Source organism: Campylobacter concisus (assembly GCF_902460575.1).
GTDB classification, from domain to species: Bacteria; Campylobacterota; Campylobacteria; order Campylobacterales; family Campylobacteraceae; genus Campylobacter_A; species Campylobacter_A concisus_AW.
The window spans coordinates 578,296-600,597 of record NZ_CABPUY010000001.1 but is presented as its reverse complement, the minus strand read 5'-3'; the positions used below and the strand labels follow the sequence as shown (position 1 = coordinate 600,597).

The 22,302-nt window shown below is 40.1% G+C and carries 18 protein-coding genes, 2 tRNA genes and 1 pseudogene; 14 read left to right on the top strand and 7 right to left on the bottom strand.

All coding sequences use genetic code 11. The features are described 5' to 3' along the window. Nucleotides 1–207, top strand: a pseudogene (locus tag F3G76_RS02995) (methyl-accepting chemotaxis protein); the annotation flags it as partial. 617 nt (nucleotides 208–824) lie between these two features. On the opposite strand, the gene lon reads toward F3G76_RS02995, so the two are convergent. Further along, nucleotides 825–3,242 carry an endopeptidase La gene (gene lon / locus F3G76_RS02990; protein WP_149705871.1) on the bottom strand — a complete coding sequence of 806 codons (2,418 nt, stop codon included), beginning with the start codon at nucleotides 3,240–3,242 and terminating at the stop codon, nucleotides 825–827. 8 nt (nucleotides 3,243–3,250) lie between these two features. Then, nucleotides 3,251–3,898: an outer membrane protein assembly factor BamD gene (locus F3G76_RS02985; RefSeq protein WP_107970131.1), complete on the bottom strand. Its 648-nt coding sequence runs from the start codon at nucleotides 3,896–3,898 to the stop codon at nucleotides 3,251–3,253. Nucleotides 3,899–4,010: 112 nt separating this feature from the next. Here F3G76_RS02985 and fliW point away from each other — a divergent pair, with 112 nt between their 5' ends. The 7 genes from fliW to F3G76_RS02950 all read left to right on the top strand — a co-directional run bounded on the left by fliW (nucleotide 4,011) and on the right by F3G76_RS02950 (nucleotide 11,530). Next, the gene (fliW, locus tag F3G76_RS02980; RefSeq protein ID WP_012140104.1) at nucleotides 4,011–4,394 is read left to right on the top strand and encodes a flagellar assembly protein FliW; all 384 of its coding nucleotides are present in this window, start codon (nucleotides 4,011–4,013) and stop codon (nucleotides 4,392–4,394) included. 53 nt (nucleotides 4,395–4,447) lie between these two features. Beyond that, nucleotides 4,448–8,692, top strand: coding sequence for a hypothetical protein (locus F3G76_RS02975; RefSeq protein ID WP_149705870.1), 4,245 nt, complete (start codon nucleotides 4,448–4,450; stop codon nucleotides 8,690–8,692). Next, nucleotides 8,686–9,327, top strand: coding sequence for a type II secretion system protein (locus F3G76_RS02970; RefSeq protein WP_103570320.1), 642 nt, complete (start codon nucleotides 8,686–8,688; stop codon nucleotides 9,325–9,327). Before F3G76_RS02975 ends, F3G76_RS02970 begins: the two co-directional genes overlap by 7 nt. Beyond that, a complete protein-coding gene (locus F3G76_RS02965) occupies nucleotides 9,324–10,301 on the top strand; it encodes a prepilin-type N-terminal cleavage/methylation domain-containing protein (RefSeq protein WP_149705869.1) in 978 nt (325 codons plus the stop codon). Before F3G76_RS02970 ends, F3G76_RS02965 begins: the two co-directional genes overlap by 4 nt. Continuing rightward, nucleotides 10,301–10,735 carry a hypothetical protein gene (locus F3G76_RS02960; protein ID WP_012140100.1) on the top strand — a complete coding sequence of 145 codons (435 nt, stop codon included), beginning with the start codon at nucleotides 10,301–10,303 and terminating at the stop codon, nucleotides 10,733–10,735. Before F3G76_RS02965 ends, F3G76_RS02960 begins: the two co-directional genes overlap by 1 nt. A gap of 80 nt (nucleotides 10,736–10,815) precedes the next feature. Then, nucleotides 10,816–11,343, top strand: a complete 528-nt coding sequence (hpf, locus tag F3G76_RS02955) for a ribosome hibernation-promoting factor, HPF/YfiA family (protein ID WP_004317788.1) — start codon at nucleotides 10,816–10,818, stop codon at nucleotides 11,341–11,343. A gap of 112 nt (nucleotides 11,344–11,455) precedes the next feature. Continuing rightward, nucleotides 11,456–11,530, top strand: a tRNA-Asn gene (locus F3G76_RS02950). 19 nt (nucleotides 11,531–11,549) lie between these two features. Here the strand turns inward: F3G76_RS02950 and F3G76_RS10425 are convergent. Then, on the bottom strand, nucleotides 11,550–11,726 hold the full coding sequence (locus F3G76_RS10425) for a hypothetical protein (RefSeq protein ID WP_188116298.1): 177 nt from the start codon (nucleotides 11,724–11,726) through the stop codon (nucleotides 11,550–11,552). 74 nt (nucleotides 11,727–11,800) lie between these two features. On the opposite strand from F3G76_RS10425, the gene F3G76_RS02945 reads away from it, so the two are divergent. The 5 genes from F3G76_RS02945 to F3G76_RS11085 are packed head-to-tail and all read left to right on the top strand — an operon-like array spanning nucleotide 11,801 to nucleotide 15,050. Beyond that, a complete protein-coding gene (locus tag F3G76_RS02945) occupies nucleotides 11,801–12,286 on the top strand; it encodes a PepSY domain-containing protein (protein WP_149705868.1) in 486 nt (161 codons plus the stop codon). 45 nt (nucleotides 12,287–12,331) lie between these two features. Next, entirely contained in the window at nucleotides 12,332–12,985 is a 654-nt protein-coding gene (locus F3G76_RS02940) for a hypothetical protein (RefSeq protein WP_149705867.1), read from the top strand. Between the two features lie 41 nt (nucleotides 12,986–13,026). Beyond that, nucleotides 13,027–13,686, top strand: a complete 660-nt coding sequence (locus F3G76_RS02935) for a response regulator transcription factor (RefSeq protein WP_149705866.1) — start codon at nucleotides 13,027–13,029, stop codon at nucleotides 13,684–13,686. Further along, nucleotides 13,670–14,956 carry a HAMP domain-containing sensor histidine kinase gene (locus F3G76_RS02930; protein WP_223227399.1) on the top strand — a complete coding sequence of 429 codons (1,287 nt, stop codon included), beginning with the start codon at nucleotides 13,670–13,672 and terminating at the stop codon, nucleotides 14,954–14,956. The genes F3G76_RS02935 and F3G76_RS02930 overlap by 17 nt, the downstream gene beginning before the upstream one ends. Next, nucleotides 14,883–15,050: an ATP-binding protein gene (locus F3G76_RS11085; RefSeq protein ID WP_411160709.1), complete on the top strand. Its 168-nt coding sequence runs from the start codon at nucleotides 14,883–14,885 to the stop codon at nucleotides 15,048–15,050. Before F3G76_RS02930 ends, F3G76_RS11085 begins: the two co-directional genes overlap by 74 nt. Nucleotides 15,051–15,578: 528 nt before the next feature. On the opposite strand, the gene nifB is transcribed toward F3G76_RS11085, so the two are convergent. From nifB to F3G76_RS02915, 3 genes are read right to left on the bottom strand one after another with little or no spacing between them, the layout of a single operon-like run. Beyond that, nucleotides 15,579–16,406, bottom strand: a complete 828-nt coding sequence (gene nifB, locus F3G76_RS02925; protein ID WP_149705865.1) for a nitrogenase cofactor biosynthesis protein NifB — start codon at nucleotides 16,404–16,406, stop codon at nucleotides 15,579–15,581. After that, the gene (locus tag F3G76_RS02920) at nucleotides 16,406–17,218 is read right to left on the bottom strand and encodes a 4Fe-4S binding protein (protein WP_149705864.1); all 813 of its coding nucleotides are present in this window, start codon (nucleotides 17,216–17,218) and stop codon (nucleotides 16,406–16,408) included. The genes nifB and F3G76_RS02920 overlap by 1 nt, the downstream gene beginning before the upstream one ends. After that, nucleotides 17,211–18,071, bottom strand: coding sequence for a substrate-binding domain-containing protein (locus tag F3G76_RS02915; RefSeq protein ID WP_021084303.1), 861 nt, complete (start codon nucleotides 18,069–18,071; stop codon nucleotides 17,211–17,213). Before F3G76_RS02915 ends, F3G76_RS02920 begins: the two co-directional genes overlap by 8 nt. A 325-nt stretch (nucleotides 18,072–18,396) precedes the next feature. Here F3G76_RS02915 and F3G76_RS02910 point away from each other — a divergent pair, with 325 nt between their 5' ends. Then, complete coding sequence (locus tag F3G76_RS02910; protein WP_149705863.1) at nucleotides 18,397–22,038, top strand: S6 family peptidase; 3,642 nt, start codon at nucleotides 18,397–18,399, stop codon at nucleotides 22,036–22,038. A 116-nt stretch (nucleotides 22,039–22,154) separates the two neighbouring features. Here the strand turns inward: F3G76_RS02910 and F3G76_RS02905 are convergent. Continuing rightward, a tRNA-Ile gene (locus F3G76_RS02905) sits at nucleotides 22,155–22,231 on the bottom strand. Nucleotides 22,232–22,302 lie beyond the last annotated feature (71 nt).

The window sequence follows — 22,302 nt, the reverse complement described above, 5'->3', positions numbered from 1 at the left end:
AATGTATTAGCTCAATCAATAAATGAGATGAGTGAATCAATCAAAGAGCAAAGTGAAGGCATAAACATGATCAATCAATCAGTTGCCCAAATAGATCACCTAACAAAAGAAAATGTGGTGATTGCAAACCAAGCAAACGAAGTCACATCAGAAGTAGATGAGATGGCTAAAGCTATAGTTGAAGAGGTTAGGAAGAAGAGGTTTTAAACAAACAAGACCCAAATCACTACAATTAAACACAAAGCATAGTCCTCTAAATTTAGAGGACTATGTGAATTTTAGACTACTTGTTTTTCTGCTTTAAATTCTAAATTTAACTTATAAAACTATCCATAAAATTTTAAAATTTCATGAACGAGTAATTTCGGCTCTAAAATTTGAGCTAAGCGCTAAGCGAAGCCAAATTTTAGTAGTCAACTCTTGCGAGTGAATGGAATTTTAAAATTTGTGCGATAGTAAATTTCTATTTTTGAAATCACAACTTTAAATTTATAAACTCTTTTATCCAAAAGGGAGACAAGGTGACTTAAATTACGAAGCCGTCCCCTTATCCCCCTTTTTAAATCCCCTAAACCCCTCGCACGTTCAAGGTGGCATGTCCCAGTGCTGGCGCACTGAATGCGAATTAAAACTCTAGCAAGTTTAAATTTGGCGATGTGATATACTCGTTCATGAAATTTTAAAATTTACTAGAAATTTCCGCGTTATATTGTTGAATTTATTAATTACTTCTAGTGCTATATGGCTTTTTGTTTGGATTTTAGTCGTCAAAATTTATAAATTTTTCTAGTCCCAAGTGAGACAAAATGGGACTAGAGTAGGGATTATTTTTTAGCTACAAGAGCGTTTTTTAGCACATCATCGATCGTATCTACGGCGATGATTTTCATGTCAGCTTTTACTTCTGCTGGGATATCGACAAGGTCGCGGTCATAGTTTTTACGAGGTATCAGAGCTGTTTTGATGCCAGCTTTGTGAGCGGCGATGAGCTTTTCTTTTAGTCCGCCGATAGGTAAAACTCTGCCAGTTAGCGTGATCTCGCCTGTCATTGCGATGTCGTGTCTGACCTTCGTGTCAGTTAGTATCGATGCGATCGCAGTTGCCATCGTGATACCAGCGCTTGGACCATCTTTTGGCACCGCGCCCTCTGGCACGTGCAAGTGAAGGTCGTAGCGTCTATAAACGTCGCTGGCTTCAAGCTTGTGCTTGTCGTCATCAAATTTTGGCACGATAGCCATCGGCACTTTTAGTTTTTTGTTATCTATCAGCACTTTTACGACGCTAAATGCGATCTGAGCGCTCTCTTTCATCACGTCGCCTAGCTGGCCGGTGATCTGCATGCTGCCTTTGCCTTGGATCCTGATAGCCTCGATCCTTAGCACGTCACCTCCGACACTCGTCCACGCAAGGCCATTTACCAAGCCGATCTGATCTTTTTTGTCCGCTGGCTCGATCTCATAGACCTTTTTCTCTAAAAACTCTTTTAAATTTTTAGCCGTGACGTTGATCTTGCCCTCATTCTTTTTGGTTAGGATATTTTTAGCCACTTTTCTTAGTATGTCAGCGATTCTGCGGCGTAAATTTCGCACGCCACTCTCTCTTGTGTAGTCGCTAATTATTAGCTCAAGTGCCTCTTTGCTGATACTTACGTCGCTTGGTTTTAGGCCGTGTTTTTTAAGCTCTTGGGGCAAGAGATATTTTTTAGCTATCTCAAATTTCTCTTGTGGGGTATATGAGCTTAGCTCGATAAACTCCATCCTGTCGCGAAGTGCAGCTGGTATCATACTCACGTCATTTGCTGTGGCGATGAAGATGATCTTACTAAGATCGATGTTGAAATTTAGGTAGTAGTCTCTAAATTTATTATTTTGCTCTGGGTCTAATATCTCAAGTAAAACAGCGGTTGGATCGCCTCTGTAGCTTCTGCCAACCTTGTCGATCTCATCTAATACAACCACTGGGTTCATCTGCTTGGCTTCTATGAGCCCTTGCACGATGCGGCCTGGCATAGCGCCTATATAGGTGCGGCGGTGGCCTCTTAGTTCGTTTACGTCCTCAAGTCCGCCAAGTGCGATCCTAACTAGCTCGCGCTTTAGCGCCTTTGCGATCGAGTTTGCAAGACTAGTTTTACCCACACCTGGAGGGCCTGCAAAGCATAAAATGGCGCCATTGTTTACCTTCTCGCCAACTCCTCTAAGCTCCAAAAGCTCACGCAAAGCAAAATACTCCTCTATGCGCTCTTTTGGCTTTTCTAAGCTGTAGTGGTCAGCATTTAGGTGCTTGCTCACTTCGGCGATAGATGACTTTTTCTTAGCTACATTTTCAAATGGAATTTCAAGTACCCAGTCAAGGTAGCTTTGCAAGGTGTTTGCATCGGCTGAGTCTGGGTGCATGCGGCTAAGCTTATCTATTTGCTTTTTGATCTCTTTGTAGGCGTCCTCAGCCATAAATTTCTTCTTCGCGTCAAGCTTTTTATTATACTCTTCAAGCTCCTCTTCTCGGCTCGTGTCCGCTCCAAGCTCAGCTTGAATTTGCTTTAGCTGCTCTTTTAAAAAGTACTCTTTATTCGTCTTGTCAATCTTTGAATGGACTTTATTTTTGATCTCTTTTTGAAGCTTGTTTGCCTCGATCTCTTCTATGACGTAGTCGATGAGCTTTAGTAGGCGCTGCTCTAAATTTTCCTCAACAAAAAAGCTATAAGCGATCTGTTTTTTTAGACGAAGCGCGCTTGAGACTAGGTCGCAAACTCTGATCGCTTCAGCGCTCTCTTCGATCGTTTTTAAAAGATCAGGCGGGAAAAAGTGGCTAAACTGCGAAAGCTCTCTTACTTTTTCTCGTAAAACTACTATAAGAGCGTCAGTTTTGACCTGCGATGGGCGCTTTACGTGGAGCATATCGACGATGCCACGGAGTGGATTTATGCCTGATTGTTTTAAAATTTTACCTTTGTCGATGCCCTGAAATAGCACTTTTACGCGTCCGTCAGGTAGCGGCACACGGCGCATTATCGTGCCGATAACGCCTGCGTCATAGATGCCGTCAAAGTCTCTAGCGCCGTCTTGCTGGGGCTTTGTAGGCACGACAAGGATCGGTGTCTCTCCTTGTATGGCAAGCTCAAGCGCTTTTAAATTTTCTTCGTCGCTTAAAAAAAGCGGCGTTATCATAAATGGATATAAAAATAGCTCGTCCTCAACTATGATAGGGATCTCAGTTGGGAAGCCTTTGTTTTCGTTTATTTGCAAAATTTCTCCTATTCAAACAGTTTTCTATACCATGCCACGTCAGGTTTGATAAGGTCTGAGTTTTTAAACGGCGACTCTTCTAGCTTTTGCTCGTAAATTTTAGCCGAAATGTCACGGCCAGTTCTCTTGTAAAGATCTGCTATTTGCATATCTAAGAAGTAAAGAGCAAGTTTAAATTTGATAAGCATGGTCTCGATAAGCGGCTTATACTCGGTATTTGGATACATATAAAGAAATTTTTCGATCTCAGTTACGCTATCCTCCATTAGCTTTTGATTGCGGTTTGGCTGGGTAAATGAGTCAAAATTTGCTTTTATCTTTAGATATTGAGCAAATTCTGTTTTTGGGCCGTTATCGCCGTATCTTTTGATGTACTCGTCAAGATAGTGATTTGCCATTAGATACTCTTCGTCATTTGCGTGAGCTTGGGCAAGGATGAGTAAAATTTGCTCCAAAAGTGGGCTTGCAACGTGTTCGCTAGCCATTGAAACGTAGTGTTTATCAGCTGACTCCAGATCGCCATCTTTTATGTCAGCGATGACCTGAGCGTACCACTCGTCTGGAGTTAGATTGTAAAGTTCGGTGTATTTTTCAGCACAACCACTAAAAAGCCCTAAAAGAGCTACGACTGCTAGAAATTTAGAAAATCTTTTCATGCTTTTCCTTAAAAATTTTAAATTCGCTTATTTTACATTTTTTGGCATTATTTTTGTATAAATTTTTTAAAACTATGCTAAAATAAGGCAATTTTACAAAACAGGAGTTAGTATGATTTTTAGTGTTAAAAGCCCTATTTTAGGCTTCGAGCATATCAAGACGATGGAACTTATTGAGCTCGATAAATTTTTTGTTAAGCTAGCGAGCAAAGATGACGAAACATCTTTTACAATGATAAATCCTTTTGCGTTAAGAAGTTATGAATTTGACATCCCAAGCTACTATGAAGAGCTTATGGATATCAAGGAGAGTTCGCAACTTAGAATTTACAACATCATCGTAGTTGCCCTCCCACTTGAGAAATCAACCGTGAATTTCGTGGCTCCTATCGTTTGCAATATGGACAATATGACTTTATCTCAAGTAGTGCTTGACGTTACAAAATATCCACAATACGGACAAGCTGAAATGATAGAAAATTTCATACAAAAATAACAAACAAGGACGTTTAGAGCTCTTAGCTCTAATTACATTAAGGAGATTGTAATTTGAAAATTCTTTTTTTATTCCTATTTTCTTTTATCTATGTTTTTGGTGATGTCGATCCTGATGATCTAGAGTTGCCAAGCACCGTTAGAGCTTGTACTACTGCTGAACAAGCAGCTTGTGGTGCAGGCATTGTTTGCAGGATCGACTATGACAACATTAGACACTGTGTAGGCGCTAGTCAGGATACTGGAGCTGTTTATCCAGAAACTCCAAATGTAGTAAATGGTAGAGTATTAATCCTAAGTGGATATAGGGATGTGAGTTACTATAAAAATTTAAACGATAGCAACCAAATAAAAAAAAGAGATAAATTTATAAGGGTTATCGGCGACATGGATGTTATCGGTGCTAGCGTCATCGTGCCAAGAGTAAATGGCTTTAAGTTTGAACCATCGCTAAGTGGTACAACAGATGATCCTAGTGCAAACACTTCTCAAATAATAGAAAAAAGATATGTTAACGAAGAGCCAGGTCTTGGCACTAGTAAATTTCCAAATTCATCTCGCGCGACTTTTAAATTTGAAGATAAAAGTGAATATGAACGAAAAAATATAGATAAGACAAAGATTAAATACGCCAGGCTTTACTGGGGTGGAGCAGTTTATGATGAGTGGAAAAAAGATAAAGGACTGCTAAATGTTATGTATGAAAATATCTTTGGCTATACTAGTGTTAAATTTAAAACCCCTGATGGATTAGTACATCTTGTAAAGGCTAATGAGGAAGATGTAAAATGGGATAGCTCTTTTACTCCTTATAATCCAAATGCCGTAACACGCGATACATATTATAAATACTGCAAAGATCCAAATAACCCTGATGATACTGGTGGTTGCGATGCAAAATATACTATACCGCTTCACCCTGATAAAGATGGCAATGCTGCAAAATCAACCGTTGGTATAAGAAGTGGTATGTACTTTACTTATCAGGCAAGCGCTGATGTGACTGATCTAGTTAAGGCTAGTCTTGGTAAGAGTGATGCGGGTAGGACATTTGCAGTTGGCGGTATAGCATCAACTATCAAAAAAACTACTCCAAGAAGCTATAAAGTAACGATAGATGCACAAGAGCAAGAGGCAAAGGTGGCTCATGGTACAGCTTTGTACGCTGATGGTGACTGGAGCATTAGCTACGTTGTCTCACAGTATGGCGGCTGGAGTTTGGTTATAGTTTATGACTTTGGTGAAGAGGATGAAGGCAAGATCAAACCAAAAGCTGTAAACATCTATAGCGGCATGTCAGATATCTCACCCCTTGTTAAAAGAAAAAAGACAACATCAACTCAAACTACACAAAATACAAAACTAAATTTAACATTTGATGACTTTTATACTCCGACTGCAGGCACTGTAAATTCAAGCCTTGCTTTTATGGGCTTTGGTGGACGCAAGGAGATAACAGGCGAAGATGTGATGATAAAGAGGAATGATGGAACTTTTCAAAGCCTCACTTCTGGAACTAATCCATCTGATCCAAACTCAGTAGGTAACCCAAGCCATAATCAATTTAACTCTTCTATCACAAGGTTTGGCTATCTGGCTAATGTTGATAAAAAATTTAACAGTCAAATGGATCTAGATCTCTTTGATATATCAAATTTTATGTCAAATAAACAAAGCAGAGTTGATATGCAGTTTGAAGCAACCGCTTCAAATATATCTGGAAATACTCAAGGCGATAGGTTAAATATCGGTATGGTTGCTTTTTCTACTGCACTATATGATCCTGAGGTTTGTTATACAGAGGAGCTTCAGGTATGGGACAGTGTTGCAAATAAATGGGTAGACGTTGCTGTTAAAGGAGATAATAATCCAAATAAAATAAGAAAAGTAAAAACTGGAACTGAACTTAAAACGCTTGTAACCATACAAAATAAAGGTCACGAAGATGCAAATAATGCTTTTTTAAAGATAAATTTTGATCCTAAATTTATAAGCTATAAGCCTAGTTCAAGTTGCCTTCAGATAAATACATCTGGACCAAGTGATTCTCAATATGGAAACTGTCAAGTATTGCAAGATAGTGGGGATCGTGTTCAAATCATAGGTAATACATTAAAATACGTAATAGGTAAAAATGCAAGTACCGGAGTTGGTGGAACGCTTACGCATGATTCAGGAAATTTTGCAAGATTAAAATTTGTTGGGGTACTAAATTCAGAATATAAAAAGACAAAATATGAGGCTGAATTTGAAAATGCTTCTATAGGGTTAAAATATAATGGCAGGATTAAAGAGTGTGTGCCAACGAATTACGACTTAAAGATCGTTAATGAAGAAGAAAATGACTTTTATCCTAGAAGCCAAAAAAATGATCCAAGTGGGAATTTTAAAAATAAGCTTTATACAAAGATAGCAAACAAGCCTTTTGACATCACTATCTCAAACTATAAAAAGACTGATGGTACTCTAAAGGCACCTGACTCAAATACTGATGTGACATTAAAACTAGTGACTGATTGTGGTTCTGATAAATCAGTCATACCAGCTGAGACTTTGCACTTTACTACTTCAACTCACACTATCACAAGAAGAGTGATCGTGCCAAGACCATATCCTGACTTACACGTTAAGCTTAGTTATCAAAATAAAATCACAAATTTAACCGATGAAAAATGTGCTGCTTTTGATAGTTTTGCAGTAAGGCCAGCGACATTTGGTCTTTATGATGCGATTACAAATTCAGCCTATACGGACAAAACTTTAATAGGTGGCAAAAGCTACAGTGAGATCACTCTTGGAGCTTATGACGCAAATGGGGGCTTGGCAAACGGCTATACAAACACCTTAAAAGCTGATAGCACAACTGATAAAGTACTACTTGCTTCAGTAAAAAAAGGAACAAGTGATTGCATCTTGCCAACAGCTATAAGTGATGGAAGTAGCGATCAGCTTCAAGTAAGTTTTAATGATCCTGATAAAGCTATAGGGATTATAAGCAAGCTTGGATCTACAAGCGATGATGATAGTGGATTTTCTTTTTCTGATATAGGTGAAGCCTACTTTGATGTAAGGGATGCTAGCTATACAAAGGTAGATCAAAAAGCAACACAGCAAGACAGTGACTGCGCACTTGGCAAGAGTTATAATGAAGAGGATGGGGATGGTAAATTTGGTTGTGATATAAATTTTAATCAGCATAAATTTAATTTTGCGCCAAAGGATCTTGAGGTAAGCGACTTTAAGATATTAGGGGGTGGTGTTAGTTATATTGCAAACGAAAAAGAAGCCCCATCGCCAACTTTAAGTTTTAAAGTAAGAGCAAGACTTTTTAATGACAATCCAGCACTTCTTTACCAAAATGGTTGCTATGCAAACAATACAACATTTAAAATAAAAGCCGGAGAGATCATAGCTGAATATACTGATAATAGTGGCTCAAAGTTAAGCAGTGATGCTGCTGGGGTAGACAAGCTAAATAGTGAAATAATATTTTTTGATGATAGCAATCCTGCCGCACTTGTAAAAAAGGTAAATTTATCTCCACATGATGGAGCTTATAGTGTTAAGAAAGAGGCATTTGGAAGTGACGGCTATGCTGATGTAAGTCTAAAATTTAACTTCGCGCGCGAAAAAAACGTAGCCAAAAATCCTTTTGAGGTGACAAGCGATATATTCACTTTTGAAAGCTTGGCTGAGGAACAAAGTAGTAGAAATAAAACAAAGGGAGACAACTACAAAAAGCCAACCACAAAAACATCGGCGAAATTTTACTACGCTAGGACATATGCACCTTACTATGAGGGACCAAACACTGGCTTTAAGGCAAAAATTTACTACGGAGTGTATTGCAATGGTTGCGACGAGAGTAAATTTATGTTGCAAAAACCAGGATCAAGCGCTCGCTGGGAGGAGTTTGCGGGTACGCACTCATGGTATGTAAATCCTCTGCACGATGCTAGTTATGGCAATGTCGATAGTTACAGCTTTTCAAATCACACTACACGAGATACAGCCAAAGAGACAGCACTTAGTGACGGCGTCAGCTACATTTATGTAAAAAATAACCGAGCAGTTACAGATATAGCCAAAATGCATACAAAAAACTGGCTCATATATAATGAATTTGATAAAGATGCGGTGACAAATGATTTCACAGTGAGATTTCTCGTGCCAAATGGCGACTGGGCTGGCAAGACCCTAAAAAGTGGCTCTAGTAAAGGTGACGTAGGAAATGTCATAGGCGGCGAAAATAACTTCAACGATCTAAGCGATAAGACAAATAGGAGAATTTCTTGGTAAAAAGAGGCTTTTCTCTTATAGAGCTTATCCTCTCGATAGTCGTTGTGGCGATCATCAGCACGTCGATACCGCTTGTACTAAAGACCACATCTGAGCTAAATCAAAAGGCGGTTACGCAAGAGAGTTTGATGAATGCTAAGACGTATGTGGGGCTTATCTTAAAAGCTCCTTTTAGTAATAGGATCATAAAAATCTCAAACGTTAGTGCTAGCGCTGAGACTGCTTACTTCTTTCCTATCATATTAAAGCCAGGCGATAAAAGAAACGAATTTTATAAGATAAATAAAATAACAGGCGACGGACATAGGGTTTTTGCTTACGAAAACTCACCAGAGTTAGAGCCACCTGATGCATCTATAAGGTCGGTAAAATACTACGATGAAAGAAATAAAAATTTAAATACAACAAATCAAAACAGAGACTACATAGTTGGCTCAGACTATAATGTAATTGTGAATGAGAGCAATGGCTGGTTTAAGCCAAATTTAGGGCTAGACAACAGTGACGTAAAAGAGATAATTGTAACTGCTACTTCATATAAAAACAACACAAAACAAGAGACGACATCGGTGCTAAGAGCCTACGCTTTTAACCTAGGCGAGGGTGGCTCGCTAAATACGAAAGCGTGGAAATGAAAAGAGCCTTTACGCTTCTTGAGCTTGTAGTCGTCATCGTCGTACTTGGTATCATCGCTATGATGAGCTTTAACGCCATAATGAACATCTACTCAAACTACTTTCAAACAAGGACAGTAAATGAGCTTGAGACGCAAACGGAGATCGCACTGGAGCAAATTTCAAAGAGGCTAGAGCACCGCATAAAACCAAGCGTGATCGCTAGAAAAACTGATGGAGATTTCTTGGCACTAAATGATAATAGAGTAAATTTAGATGCTAAGTATGAAATTTTAGAATTTATCCCCTATGCGTATGAAATTTTTAATGACGTTATATCTCTTGATGCTAATGACCATGTCATAGAGCAGGGCGGAAAAGCAGGCAGATATAGTGGCTATGCGGATCTTGCTAAGAGCTCACCAGCAACTGGTCTGATAAGTCCTGGAAGTAATTTCACTACTGGAGTGGTCGAGACCATAAAAGATCTAACATGTAGAGATGAGATAAGAAATGCCACTTGTGTGGATTTTGAAAATAAAGATGGTGGCGTTGTAGCGATATTTTCTGATGTTTATTACAATGTGCAAAGCTCTTTTGGCTATAGCAATGGAACTGTGCCTGTTGATCTAGATATAGCAAAAGTTGGTGTAAAGGGCGGTCAAAGTGGATTAAACGGCAATACACTAGAAATTTCAGGATTTGGTGGCAAGCAAATTTCAGAACAGTATCATCTAGCCTACACAGCAAATGCCATAGTGCCAGAGCAAAGCGCTGATCCAAAGGATACAGCAAATGGCGTCTTTGATCTAAATTTATACTACGACTATCGTCCATGGATGGGTCAGGGCTATAAAAACGGCGAAAAGGCAACCCTTGCTAAAAATGTTACGAGATTTGTCTTTACTGAAAAAAATGGCGTCATCGTGCTAAAACTTTGCATGAGGGCAAAAAACTCAGAGATAACCATCTGCAAGTCAAAGGCGGTTTATTGATGAGGAGAGGTTTTACACTCATTGCGGCGATATTTTTTGTGGTTATCGCAAGCTCTATTTGTATGCTGGCTCTTTCGATCGCTAGCACTTCAGTTAAGCAAAATAGCGAAATTTATCTAAGAGAGCAAAGTGAGCTAGTAGCCCGTGCGGCGACTGAGTACGCCATGCTAGCTATCATAAGCAATGACTTTTATAAAACTGGAGCAGTTTGCCTTGGCGACGAGCATAATCCGATAGCTGGCGAATTTGGCGACCTCTTTACCTTTAAAGTATATGTAAAATATTTTGGCGATATGGGCATTTGCTCTGGTGACGCAGTGGCTGCTACCGGAGTAAATCAAGGCACAATAATGCTAGATGTCTTTGTCAGCTCAAAACCGGGGAAAGCCTCAAATCCTATAAATTTTCACAAACGAACTCTTCAAAAACTTTAAAATTTTATAAAGATTTTACTTTAATTTGCTTTTAGTTTCGTCGTGTTATAATCATCTTACTTTCTATAAAGGAGATTGCGATGAACATAAGCATTGTAGGAAAACAATTTGAGCTAACAGAGCCCATCAAAAACTATATTCAAGACGCTTTTGACACCCTTGGCAAGTACAACCTTGACATCATCTCAGCAAGATGCGTAGTAGGAGCGGATGAAAAGCAAGGTAAAAAGGGCTTTAATGCAGAATTTTCTCTAAATATGGCTCACAAAGACACGATAGTCGTTCGCCAAAAAGATAAAGATCTCTATGCGGCGATAGATCTTGCTATCGAAAAGGCTTCAAAAGTTTTAAGAAGAGAGCACGATAAGAAATTTACAGTAAAAGGCAAGGCTGATGATAAAGAATTTCGCTCGAGAATAGGCGAAGAAAAGATCGAAGGTGTCGAAGAGATCGTGCCTATGGAGCTTGAAATTTACAAACCTCTTGAGGTAGAAGAAGCACTTGATAAACTAAAATCAAGCGATAAACAATTTTATGTATTTAACGATGTCGATGCCAAAATGCGCGTCATCTACAAAAGAACAGACGGAACTTTTGGTCTTTACTAAAACTAGGGGGCAGCTTTGCCCCTAAATTATTTTTAATATAAATTTTCTATTCTTTAGTTATTTAAGCTTTTTTTAAATGATTGCTAACTATAATACGACTTCTTTTAAGTGTTCCGGATTAGCTCAGCGGTAGAGTAGGTGACTGTTAATCACTTGGTCGCTGGTTCGAACCCAGCATCCGGAGCCATTTATCTTCAAAAGTCCTTTTAAAATCCAGATTTTAACGATGTTTCAAGAACTTTAAGTTTTTTTATTTTTTTTGTATTTTTCCATTTATTTCCCCTCAGCTTTATTGCTATTTCAAAGTATATCATTTTGCTTTGTTGCCAAAATATGATTATATGTTCGGCTTTTGGCGAAGTTAAAATAATTTCTTCATTCATCCTAGCTTCATTTAAGACTTTTATAATGTGCTCATCCAAACGAAAGTTGGAAATCAAAAATAAAAGGATTAAAAATGAAAAAGGTACTAGGTGCAGCAGTTTTAGCAGTAGTTTTAGGAGTGACAAGTTTGCAAGCAGTCATCACATCAAAAGAGGCTTTAAACATAGCTGAGAAAAACTTCCCAGGCTCAAGTGTCAAAGATATCGAGATGAACGTCAAAAAGGGTGTGACTTTTTACAAGATAGAGTCATTTAAAGACGGCGTCAAACAAGAGATCAAGATCGATGCTAACAGCGGTCAGATCGTTAAAGTAGAGAATAAAAATAAAAAACATATCTTGCTGAACGAAGCGGTAGATTTTTCAAAATTTGCTCTTAGCATCGACGAGGCTGTGGCTAAAGCTCAAGCGCTTGAGGCTGGCTGGAGTCTTGATGAGGCAGAGCTTGATAATAAAAATGGTGCTTGGATATACAAAGTAGAGCTTAAACGCGACAGGAGCGAGAGAAAAGTGATCATAAACGCTCAAACTAGCGAAATAATCGATAATTACACAAAGTGATCTAACGCCCTTTTTGGGCGTTAAATTTTTATAAAGGTGAAAAAGATGAGTGAAAATTTAGAGCAAAATTTAAACGAGAAGGTTGGCGAGCAGGTTTTAGAGAGAAATTTGAATAAAAATTTAAGCGAAAACGTGAGAGAAAATTTAAGTAAAAATGCCGAGGCTGGTACTAATAAAAATAGTTGCGAAAATTTAGGAGAGGGCGAACAAAGCCCTGAAAATTTAGATAAAAATTCAAGCGAGGCAAACAGTAGCGCAAAAATTTTAAGCCAAGCAGCTCCAAAATGCAAAGCTCAAAATTTCTTTAAAAAAACACTTGAGCTTTCGCTTCAAGGTGCAGCGGATTTGCTCATCTACGCTGGCAAGGCCGGAGTGTGGCTATCAAACGCTTCAAACCACCTAAAAGACGAGGCGCAAAGGGCGGAGCTATCAAAGATAAATGAAGAGCAGGCCAAATTTGAAGGGCTGGCTCACATCTTGCCAGAAAGAGTTAAAGAGCTCATTTTAGAGCGCCTAAAAACAAAGCCAGAAGAGGTGGAATTTTCGCCGATCTATCTAGCGAAAAAACAAAGTTTTGGCTCGCTTGGAGCGGAGTATTTTTATGACGCAAGGGCTAAATTTAACGGCTTTTTATATGATTTTAAGATAGGCGCAGCAAATGGCGAAATTTTAAATCTAAAAATAAAAAGCCAAATTTGATAAAATAGCTGGCAAAACCAAGTGAAGCAGGTAAGGCAGGGATGAAAATTTTAGTCGTCGAGGACGAAATAGACCTAAATAGCGTCATCACAAGGCACCTAAAGAAAAACGGATATAGCGTAGATAGCGCGTTTAACGGCGAGGAGGCGATGGACTTTACCGCCGTCGCGCACTACGATCTTATCGTGCTTGATCTGATGATGCCGGTGATGGACGGACTTACATTTTTGCAAAGATCGCGCGCCGCAAAGCTAGCGACCCCTGTGCTGATACTAACGGCAAAGGACGATGTGGACGACGTTGTAAAGGGGCTTGACGCGGGTGCAGATGACTACTTGGTCAAGCCATTTGACTTTAAGGAGCTGCTAGCTAGGGTGCGCACGCTCATTCGCCGAAATAGCGGCAACGTGGCTAGTGAAATTTGCGCAGGCGAGCTAAAGATCGACCTTTCTAAAAAGTCAGTCGAATTTAGCGGCGAACAGGTCGAGCTAACTGGCAAAGAGTATGAAATTTTAGAGTTTTTGATGCTAAACAAGGACAGAATTCTAACTCGCGACCAGATCAAAGAGCACGTCTGGGACTTTGACTACACAGGTGGCTCAAACGTCATCGACGTGCTTATAAAAAACATAAGAAAAAAGCTTGGCGAGTGCGAGGTGATCCAGACTAAAAGAGGGCTTGGTTATGTTGTTAAGGATTAAGCAAGCGCTTGCAAACATCCCGATAACGGCGCGCGTAACGCTTTGGTACTCGTTTTTTATCATCGTTATCGTGGCGGCTTTAGTTGCTATCTCGGCGGTCGTGGCGGCTTTAGTTGCTATCTCGGCGGTCGTGGCGGACGAGGTTTTTGAGGACGTGAGCCAAAAAAAGCTAGCCAAATCAGTCACCAAAATAGCCAACGATATGGATGAGTTTGAGCCATACGATGATGGGATATTTTTTATAAAATATAACGCAAAAGGCGATGTGATCGGTGGTTTAGCGCCAAAACACTTTCAAATTTCACTTAAAATGAACAGCGGTGCAGTGCGCCTTTTTGAAAACGGTGAAAACCGCTTTTACTACTACGATATCGCAGCTAAAGGCAAAGGGATCTGGGTCAGAGGCGTGATAAATGCGGAGAAATTTTTCAAAAAAGAGGGGCTATTTTTACTGGCTCTTGGCGTTTTTGTGCCGGTTTTGTTTATTTTTGTGCTTTACGGCGGCTACAAAACGATAAAAAATGCGATGAAGCCAGTCGCCACGATGTCAAAAACTGCGCTTGAGATAGGCAGTAGCCGTGACTTTTCAAAGCGCATAGACCTGCCTGCTGGCAAAGACGAGCTGCACGCACTTGCAAGCGTTTTTAACCAGATGCTCGACTCCCTAGAAAAGGTCTATCAAAGCGAGAAACAGCTCACCTCAGATGTCTCGCACGAGCTGCGAACGCCACTATCTGTCATCATGGCTGAGAGCGACTACGCTGCGAGCTATGCGCAAAATTTGGGCGAGGCCAAGGAGTCGCTAGAGGTCATCTCTAGGCAGTCAAGAAAGATAACCTCGCTGATAGATCAAATTTTAGAGCTTTCGAGGTTGGAGGCTGGCAGAAATTTGGAGCTAAAAGATATAAATTTAAGCTTTATCTTGCAAAATTTAGCCAGCGACTATGAGAAGCTAGCAAGTGCAAAGGGGCTAAAATTTAGCTGCGTTGTAGCGCCAGATGTCCAAATTTTGGGCAATGAGCTTATGATATCAAGGCTGGTGGATAACTTTTTAAGCAACGCACTAAAATTTGCCTCAAGTAAAGTTGAGCTAAATTTAACCCTCACAAAAACGCACGCACTTTTGTCTGTAAAAGATGATGGCTTAGGCATCTCTAAAAAAGATATCGAGCTAATCTGGAATAAATTTTATCAAGTTGAAAGCTCAAGAAATAAGAGCCAAAAACAGAGGCAGCGGTCTTGGTCTTGCTATCGCTGCAAATATAGCTAAAGTTCACGGTGCAAAGCTTGGCGTAAAAAGTGAAGCAGGAGCTGGAAGCGAATTTTGGGCAGAATTTGAGCTTGTAAATTTAAAACAGGCATAAATTTAAGCTGTTTGCTGAGATAAAATTTATGCAAGAGTAAAACAAATATAACAGCGAATTTAAATTTCATACAAAATGGCGTCTATATTTTTAAAGTAAAGCTCAATTTATAAACTTTTGCAGAAACCTCATGACTAAGTCGCTCCAAAAGAGCCCTGAGGGTGTACCTCATATCATAAGCATCAACAAAGACTGTCAAAGATGCGAGATAGATAAAGATAATAACGCTTAGGTCTATATAGTTTTTGGTAAAAGGTATTGAGCAAAGCCCATTTAAATGGCTTTTAAGAGGGTTTGCAAAGTAATGTAAAGAAATTTTTGCCACTTTGATTTTGAGTAAAACTTACTCTAACTACGAATGAACCACTCTTTTCTATGTCTTTTATAACTTTGATATCTAAGATAGCTTTACAAAATTTAACCAAGAGCTGTAAGACACACAAGCCACGAGCCATACAAGAAAAAACAAAGGTCGCGCGAGCAAAAAAACAAAAAGCAAAAAGACACTAAATTTAGTGCCTTTTATCGTTATCTTTCGCCAAGCTTTCCACATGCATCAGCGCGACATCTACTGCAGTGCGTCATCTGGTCTATATCGCCGCCTATCGATCTGCGAATGCGGTGGATCTCCTCGGTTGAAGGGGACTTTAAATTTTCAAAAGGGGTGTCATGCACCGGTATCATCGCCATGCAGTTCATTATGTCAGCTCCCCACTGCTTTGCCTTTGCCGAGATGCTTTGGACGTGGTTTATATTGACCCCAGGGATGACTACGGTATTTATCTTTACTAGCATGCCAGCCTCTTTTAGCTTGCGGATGCCCTCGTCCTGGCGCGCTAGCAGTATCCTAGCAGCCTCCTCGCCGTAGTAGTTTTTACCCTCATATCTCACCCACGAATAGACTTTCGAGCCAACATCTGGCGTCACGGCATTAACAGTTACTGTCACGTGGCTCACGCCAAGACGCACGATCTCATCAACGTGCTCAGGCAGCGCTAAGCCATTAGTCGAGAGGCAGAGCAGGGCATTTGGGAAGTGGGACTTGCACTTTTCAAAGGTCGCTAGCGTCTTGTCAGCATCGCACATCGGATCGCCAGGTCCAGCGATGCCGATGACTGAGATGTCTTGTCTAAATTTAAAGAGCTTTTCTAGAAATTTCACCGATTCATCTGGCGTTTGCACCTTTGCCGTTACGCCAGGGCGATTTTCATTAGCGCAGTCATATATGCGGTTGCAGAAGTTGCACTGGATGTTGCAGTGAGGGGCAACTGGCAGATGTACGCGTCCGTAGCTAGCGGAGGCCTTTTTGTTAAAGCATGGGTGGTTATCTAGATCAGCCTTAGTGCGAAAGATCATTAGCTCTTTTTCCTTCCAAATTTAATGGCATTTGCATGGCAGACATTTAGGCAGTCTCCGCAGTTTGTGCAGTTTATCTCATCAGGTCTTGTCCCCATCTCGCACTTGCGCAAGCATGCGTCGCAGTCGTCACAAGCGCTTGTTTTATAGACGCGAAAGATCGAAAATTTACGCAAAATTTCAAGCACGCCACCTGATGGACAGACGAAGCGGCACCAAAGATTAGCTACGATTAGCGAGGCTAACATGACTGAGATGATGATCACCGTGCGAGTGACCCACTCCCATTCGCCAAAGCGAAGTGACAAAGTAACGGCGGTTAGGTACTCGTCGCTCGTTCTTATAGGTATCATCATGCGTGGATTGCCCCAGACGAAATAGACCCAAAGGCTGATTGCTATGGCAATTAGCATGCCTATTTGAGCGATTATTAGCTTTTTGCTGCGGATTTTTAGCTTGAAAAAGGCAAATTTACCAAGCATTTGATTGACAAAGCCTGCTGGACAGACCCAGCTACAAAATGCCCTGCCAAAGAGGATGACAAGCGCTGGGATAAATAGCCAAAATCCAAAAAACAGCGACGTGATCCGCCCCCAACAGGTGATGATAGGGCAGTTTTGGCAATTTACAAAAGGCACTGCAAAAGGGCATCTAAAAATGCCGTAATACGCCCACTGACCGATGCCTACTATAAAGATGAGCTGCACTAGGCGTCTTATCTTTGTTGTGGGAGAGTTTTTGCTTTTCTTTTTTAAATTTACATTACCGCATGCACTGCTATTAGAGCATGCGCTATTACAGCTACTACACATCTTTTACACCAAACCTTTCTATAAGCTCTAGCCCACGCGCTGAATAAATGGAGGTAAAGCCATGTTTTTCAAAAATTTCTTGACCCTCAGTGCCGCAAACAAAGTCTGCAAAGTCATTTGCGAGCCTTTCATCTTTTACATATTTCATTATATTTAGCGTAAAAGTGAGCGGTCCAGGTGGGATGAGCTTTTCGTCTATGGGCATGTACTCGATCTTGTCTTTGAACCTATCGTGCGTTGTTAGGCGTTTTTCGATGATCGAAGCATCGCCCTTGCCATCAACTAGCTCGCACATCATATTTATGACGCATGATCCATTTGCGACCATGTTTTTCATCACCGCATCAGTGAGGTTTGAGTTTTTTAAGATCCCTTTGACTGGGCCACTGCCAGGGGGCGATGATCTAAGAGGCAGCATCACTCTAACTCCTGGCTCTGCAAGGTCTTTTAAGTCGCGAATGCCTGCAGGATTGCCTTTTGGCACGACTAGGACGTAGTCAGTAAAGCATAGTGGTCTAAAGTGGAGGCTAAGACCAGCTTTGCGAAGTTTTTTAGAAAGCTCTAAAACCCTTGCTCCAAAGAGCTCGGTCGTGCTTTGAAGTGCTAAAAGCGACTTGCCAAGAGCGCCAGCAAAAGCGCCGGTGTATTGGATGTTGTGCCCTGTTCTTGACTCGTAAATGGCATTTAGCTCGTTAAAAGCTTCAGACAAGCCTCCACACGACCAAACCTGAAGCGAGTCAGACTTAAATGGCGTAAAGCCAGCCAGCATCGTTTGTGGCGTGGCAATAGCCGCTGTGGCTAAAGCACCTTTTAAAAAGCCACGGCGTGATATACCGGTTTGTTTTAATTCCACGAAATCTCCTTTTGGGATTTAAGAAATGTAAATTTGATATTTTCGGCACGCGAAACTTGTGAAATTTGACTTTTGAAATTTGCAAAAATGGTAGTTGAAGATAAATTTATGCAAATGTAAATTGCGACCGCAATCTAAATTTGAGTGATTATAGCCAAATGCTAGCTTAAAAATCGAGATAAATTTAAAAAGCGCAGGGGTAAAATTGTTAAAGTAAATTTATCGTTTAAAAAATAATTAAGATTTTAATCATCAAAAAGTTTAAAAAGGTATATAATGCCTTTTGCGATTTAAATGGAATTTATCTTAAAAATGGAGGTTTATCTTGAAAAATAATCTTAGCATTTCTATTGTTTTATCTAGCATTTTATGTAGCTGTTTAGACGCTCAGGTCATGGATATAGGGACAAATTTTTATAGAGATTACCTTGATCTTGCACAAAACAAAGGCATCTTTAAAGCCACAGATGCTCCGCTAGAATTTACGCAAAGAAACGGCGCTAAATTTACGTTTAATAAGATCCCAAACAACAACGCAAGAAATAATAAAGGAAACTTTACCTCCCTTGGGCGAAATTTTGTGGTGACGGCAAATCACACACTCCTTGCCTCAGCTGCTACAAATTTTAATGAAAACAGAGGTTGGTTTGGCAACACGCTCTATGAGTACGCGACAAATTCTACGCAAAAGCTTTATGGCGCAGACACAACGTATTTGCGAACTTCAAAATATATAGTTGAAGGGCAGATCGATCCTTTGGATGTGCCAAATTTGGAGATATCTAGCCAAGATCAAACAAAAGATGAGGCTAATGCAAACAAGATAGAAGATCGTTTTAGGGATATAAAAAATAGCGGTGGAGCTAGCGGTGAGAATATCCTTGCATACGAGGCTGGCACAGGGTCGCTTGCTCTTGAAAGGCCAAAAAGCGATACAGATGGTTTTGCTGAGGTGATGAGCGCTACTGAGTTTGAGAACCAAAATATAGTAAATAATGCACTTGGCGCAAGCGTAAATGAGATAGGAGTAGCGTATTCGGCAGTTTATAAGAGCCATTATTCAAGTGTAAGCAAACCCGGGGTTTATCTATTTATGACTTCAAACAGGGGCTTTAGAAATAGGCTTTTGCCAGGAGATAGTGGCTCTGGGTTTTTTGTCTATGACACGGTAGCTCAAAAATGGGTCTTGGTAGGCGTTTTAACCGGAGTTGAGGATAATAAAAACTACGCATCTATCGTTACTGCAAGAGATTTTAACGACTATAAAAAAGAGTATGAAAATTTAGTAAGTGGCGTAAATGTCCTAGGCAGCGCATTAGTGCAAAATAAAGATAATATATTTAGTAGCGCAAATGGCTCAAATATCACGCTAAGCACTAACCTAGACTTAGGACATGGCGGTATCGTCGTAAATAGCGGAGATCTTACGCTAAATAGCACAAATGGTAGCAAGATAGCGAAATTTGCAGGTTTTGACATAGCTGGGGGCGCTAGTTTAAATTTAAACGTCACTTCAGACACAAGCGTGCATAAGCTAGGCAAAGGCAGCTTGATAGTAAGCTCAAGTGGCAACAAACCACTAAGGCTAGGCGAGGGCGTGGTTGAACTAAGAGCTTTAAATGCCTTTGATAAAATTTATCTAACAAGTGGCAGAGGGCTCTTAAGGCTTGGCGTGAATGAAAATTTAAATGACAAAATTTTCTTTGGCAATGGCGGTGGAGCGCTTGATCTAAATGGCTTTGATCAGACTTTTAACAACATATCGGCCAACTCAAGTGACGCGAAGATAACAAATGATAACTCACAAAGAGCAACGCTTGCTATAAACGGCGAGAGTGGCAAAGATACGATATTTCACGCAAGCATCGATAAAAATATAGAGCTAAAACATAGCGGGCAGGGCAAGGAGCTTATTTTTGACGGAGGATTTGACATTGATGGTGCTTTGAGCCTAGAAAATGCCAAGGTTACGCTCCAAGGACATCCAAAGACGCACGCCATTGGCGATGCTAGCGTTTTAACTCCCCTAGCAAAGAGCAAGATGGCCGCAGCTGGTCTAAGTGAGCCAGCCTATATGGATCTCGCTCGCCCATCCACACTCTCTCAGCCTGACTGGGACGAGAGAAAATTTAGTGCAAAAGATGGCATAAAGCTTAAATCATCAGAGCTTACCATAGGTAAAGATGCTAAGCTAAATGGCGACATCACAGCTAAAAACTCGGTCATAAATTTAAGTGGCGAGCTAACTCACTATATCGATAAATTTGATGGCTCAAATACCTATGATGACGGCTTAAAGTATCGCCAGGATATTGAGAGTAAAAATTTACTTGTTAAAGACGTTAAATTTGACAATAAAATCGTCATGGATAGCGATAGTCTGCTAAGAGTAGGAGGCGGCGCAACTAAGCTAAAAGAGCTAGTTATAAACGGCAAAGATACGCCTTTAGCTAAAGATGTGCTCTTAGGAGATGGTAAATTTGAGGTAGAAAATTTAGAGGTTAGCGGCGCGCAAAAGCTTGGCTTTGAGCCTGATAGCCTCATAAAAAAGAGCCTAAAGATAAAGAGCTTTGGCAGTGAAAATGAGCCGATACTTGACTTTAAAAAGGTCTTAACCCTTGGCGCTGGGATGAAATTTGATGTTGATTTTACTGCAGCACTTAAAGGCGGCATGGCACTTGATAAAACATATACTTTAGTAAGCGCGCAAAATATCATAAATGAGGGCGCTATCTTTAACAACGAGCAAAAACTTGGGGATTTATTTATGACCTACGCCATAAGTGACGGCAAGATCGTGATGAAGCTAAGTGATAAAAAGGGAGAAAATCCAGCCGTTTCGTCCAATGTGGTGCAAGAGAGGGTTTCTAAATTTAGCCAAAAAGAAAATAAAATCCTAAGCATGCTAAAAGGCACGCCTGAATTTGTGCAAGCAATCTCAAGCGGTGACGATGAGGTGCTAAGAAAACTAGCGCAAAAAGCCGACAAAGATATGAGAGAAATTTCTACTTCTTCGCTCAAAATGAGCATAAAAGCCTTGCAAAACAGTAATGAGCTGATGAACTCTAGGTTATTTCAGGTCACGCAACTAAGGACAAAGGCTGATATCTCACAGTTTAAGCTAGCTGGACTTGAAAGCGACATCATGCCAAGCGCAAAGATGGCTTACGAAGCAGCAGAAGCTAGCAGGGAGAGAAACAACTTTTGGGCAAATGTAAATGGTGCTTATTTTAAGGACAGGCAAAGCGATGGCGACCTTAAATTTTATGGTACAAATATCGGCTATGACAGAGGTTATGACGAGTTTATCCTAGGGGTAAGCGCTGGAGTAAGCAAGGCTAAATTTAGCTCAGATATATTAAAAGATGATGCTAAAATTTATAGTTTTGGTGCGTATGGGCTTTTTGAAAGAGGCCCTCACGAGATACAAAGTAATCTAAATTTCGCCTTTATAAACTCAAAACGCAGCCTAGATGAGTCGCAAAAAGCTAGTGTAAAAGGCAGAGGCATCCTCTCAAGCAACTACTATAAATATAAAATTTCACTCTCTAAAAGTGGCGAGTTTGAGCAAATCATAAAGCCTCTACTAGCACTAGAGCTTGGCGCTAACGGTATTGATGGATTTAAAAATGACCGATATGATCAAAAGAGCATAAATGACTTTAATGTGGCTGTGGCAGCAGGAGTTGAATACGCTTTAAACAGCGATAAAAACGCATTTAGCGTGCAATTTTTAGTAAAACAAAGTGTATATAACTCAGAAGATAAGTCTTATGTTTCGCTTAATAATTCAAATGAGTATGTTGATTACAAACTTGATAACAATAAGCTAAGCTACAAGCTTACTTTAAACTCAGATACCAAGCTTAGCGAAAATTTAGTTCTCTCTTCTCAGCTAAGTGGCATGTTTGATAATGATAAAAACTACGGCATAAGTGGTGGTTTAAAGATCGAGTATAAATTTTAAATTTATGTCAAAGTAGATTTAAATTTCACTTTGACGTTGTTAAAAAGCAGATTGTTTTAAATTTGGTAATTTTAAAATCTAATGAAAAATAGTGAAATTTAAAGCTTGAAAGTAGGTGGTGGGTTCACCAGGACTCGAACCTGGGACCATCCGGTTATGAGCCGGATGCTCTAACCAACTGAGCTATGAACCCACAGTTGAAAGAAAATCGTATTATACAAGAAAAAGCTTATCTAAATATAAAAAATAGCCTTTTTATGCGAT

What these genes read in the sequence shown, in the direction of transcription:
- fliW (WP_012140104.1), top strand. Translation starts at nt 4,011, where the DNA reads ATGATTTTTAGTGTTAAAAGCCCTATTTTAGGCTTCGAGCATATCAAG.
- F3G76_RS10425 (WP_188116298.1), bottom strand. Translation starts at nt 11,726, where the DNA reads ATGAATGAAGAAATTATTTTAACTTCGCCAAAAGCCGAACATATAATC.
- F3G76_RS02920 (WP_149705864.1), bottom strand. Translation starts at nt 17,218, where the DNA reads ATGTGTAGTAGCTGTAATAGCGCATGCTCTAATAGCAGTGCATGCGGT.
- F3G76_RS02940 (WP_149705867.1), top strand. Translation starts at nt 12,332, where the DNA reads ATGAGTGAAAATTTAGAGCAAAATTTAAACGAGAAGGTTGGCGAGCAG.
- F3G76_RS02930 (WP_223227399.1), top strand. Translation starts at nt 13,670, where the DNA reads ATGTTGTTAAGGATTAAGCAAGCGCTTGCAAACATCCCGATAACGGCG.
- F3G76_RS02960 (WP_012140100.1), top strand. Translation starts at nt 10,301, where the DNA reads ATGAGGAGAGGTTTTACACTCATTGCGGCGATATTTTTTGTGGTTATC.
- F3G76_RS02935 (WP_149705866.1), top strand. Translation starts at nt 13,027, where the DNA reads ATGAAAATTTTAGTCGTCGAGGACGAAATAGACCTAAATAGCGTCATC.
- F3G76_RS02965 (WP_149705869.1), top strand. Translation starts at nt 9,324, where the DNA reads ATGAAAAGAGCCTTTACGCTTCTTGAGCTTGTAGTCGTCATCGTCGTA.
- F3G76_RS02945 (WP_149705868.1), top strand. Translation starts at nt 11,801, where the DNA reads ATGAAAAAGGTACTAGGTGCAGCAGTTTTAGCAGTAGTTTTAGGAGTG.
- F3G76_RS02985 (WP_107970131.1), bottom strand. Translation starts at nt 3,898, where the DNA reads ATGAAAAGATTTTCTAAATTTCTAGCAGTCGTAGCTCTTTTAGGGCTT.
- nifB (WP_149705865.1), bottom strand. Translation starts at nt 16,406, where the DNA reads ATGATCTTTCGCACTAAGGCTGATCTAGATAACCACCCATGCTTTAAC.
- hpf (WP_004317788.1), top strand. Translation starts at nt 10,816, where the DNA reads ATGAACATAAGCATTGTAGGAAAACAATTTGAGCTAACAGAGCCCATC.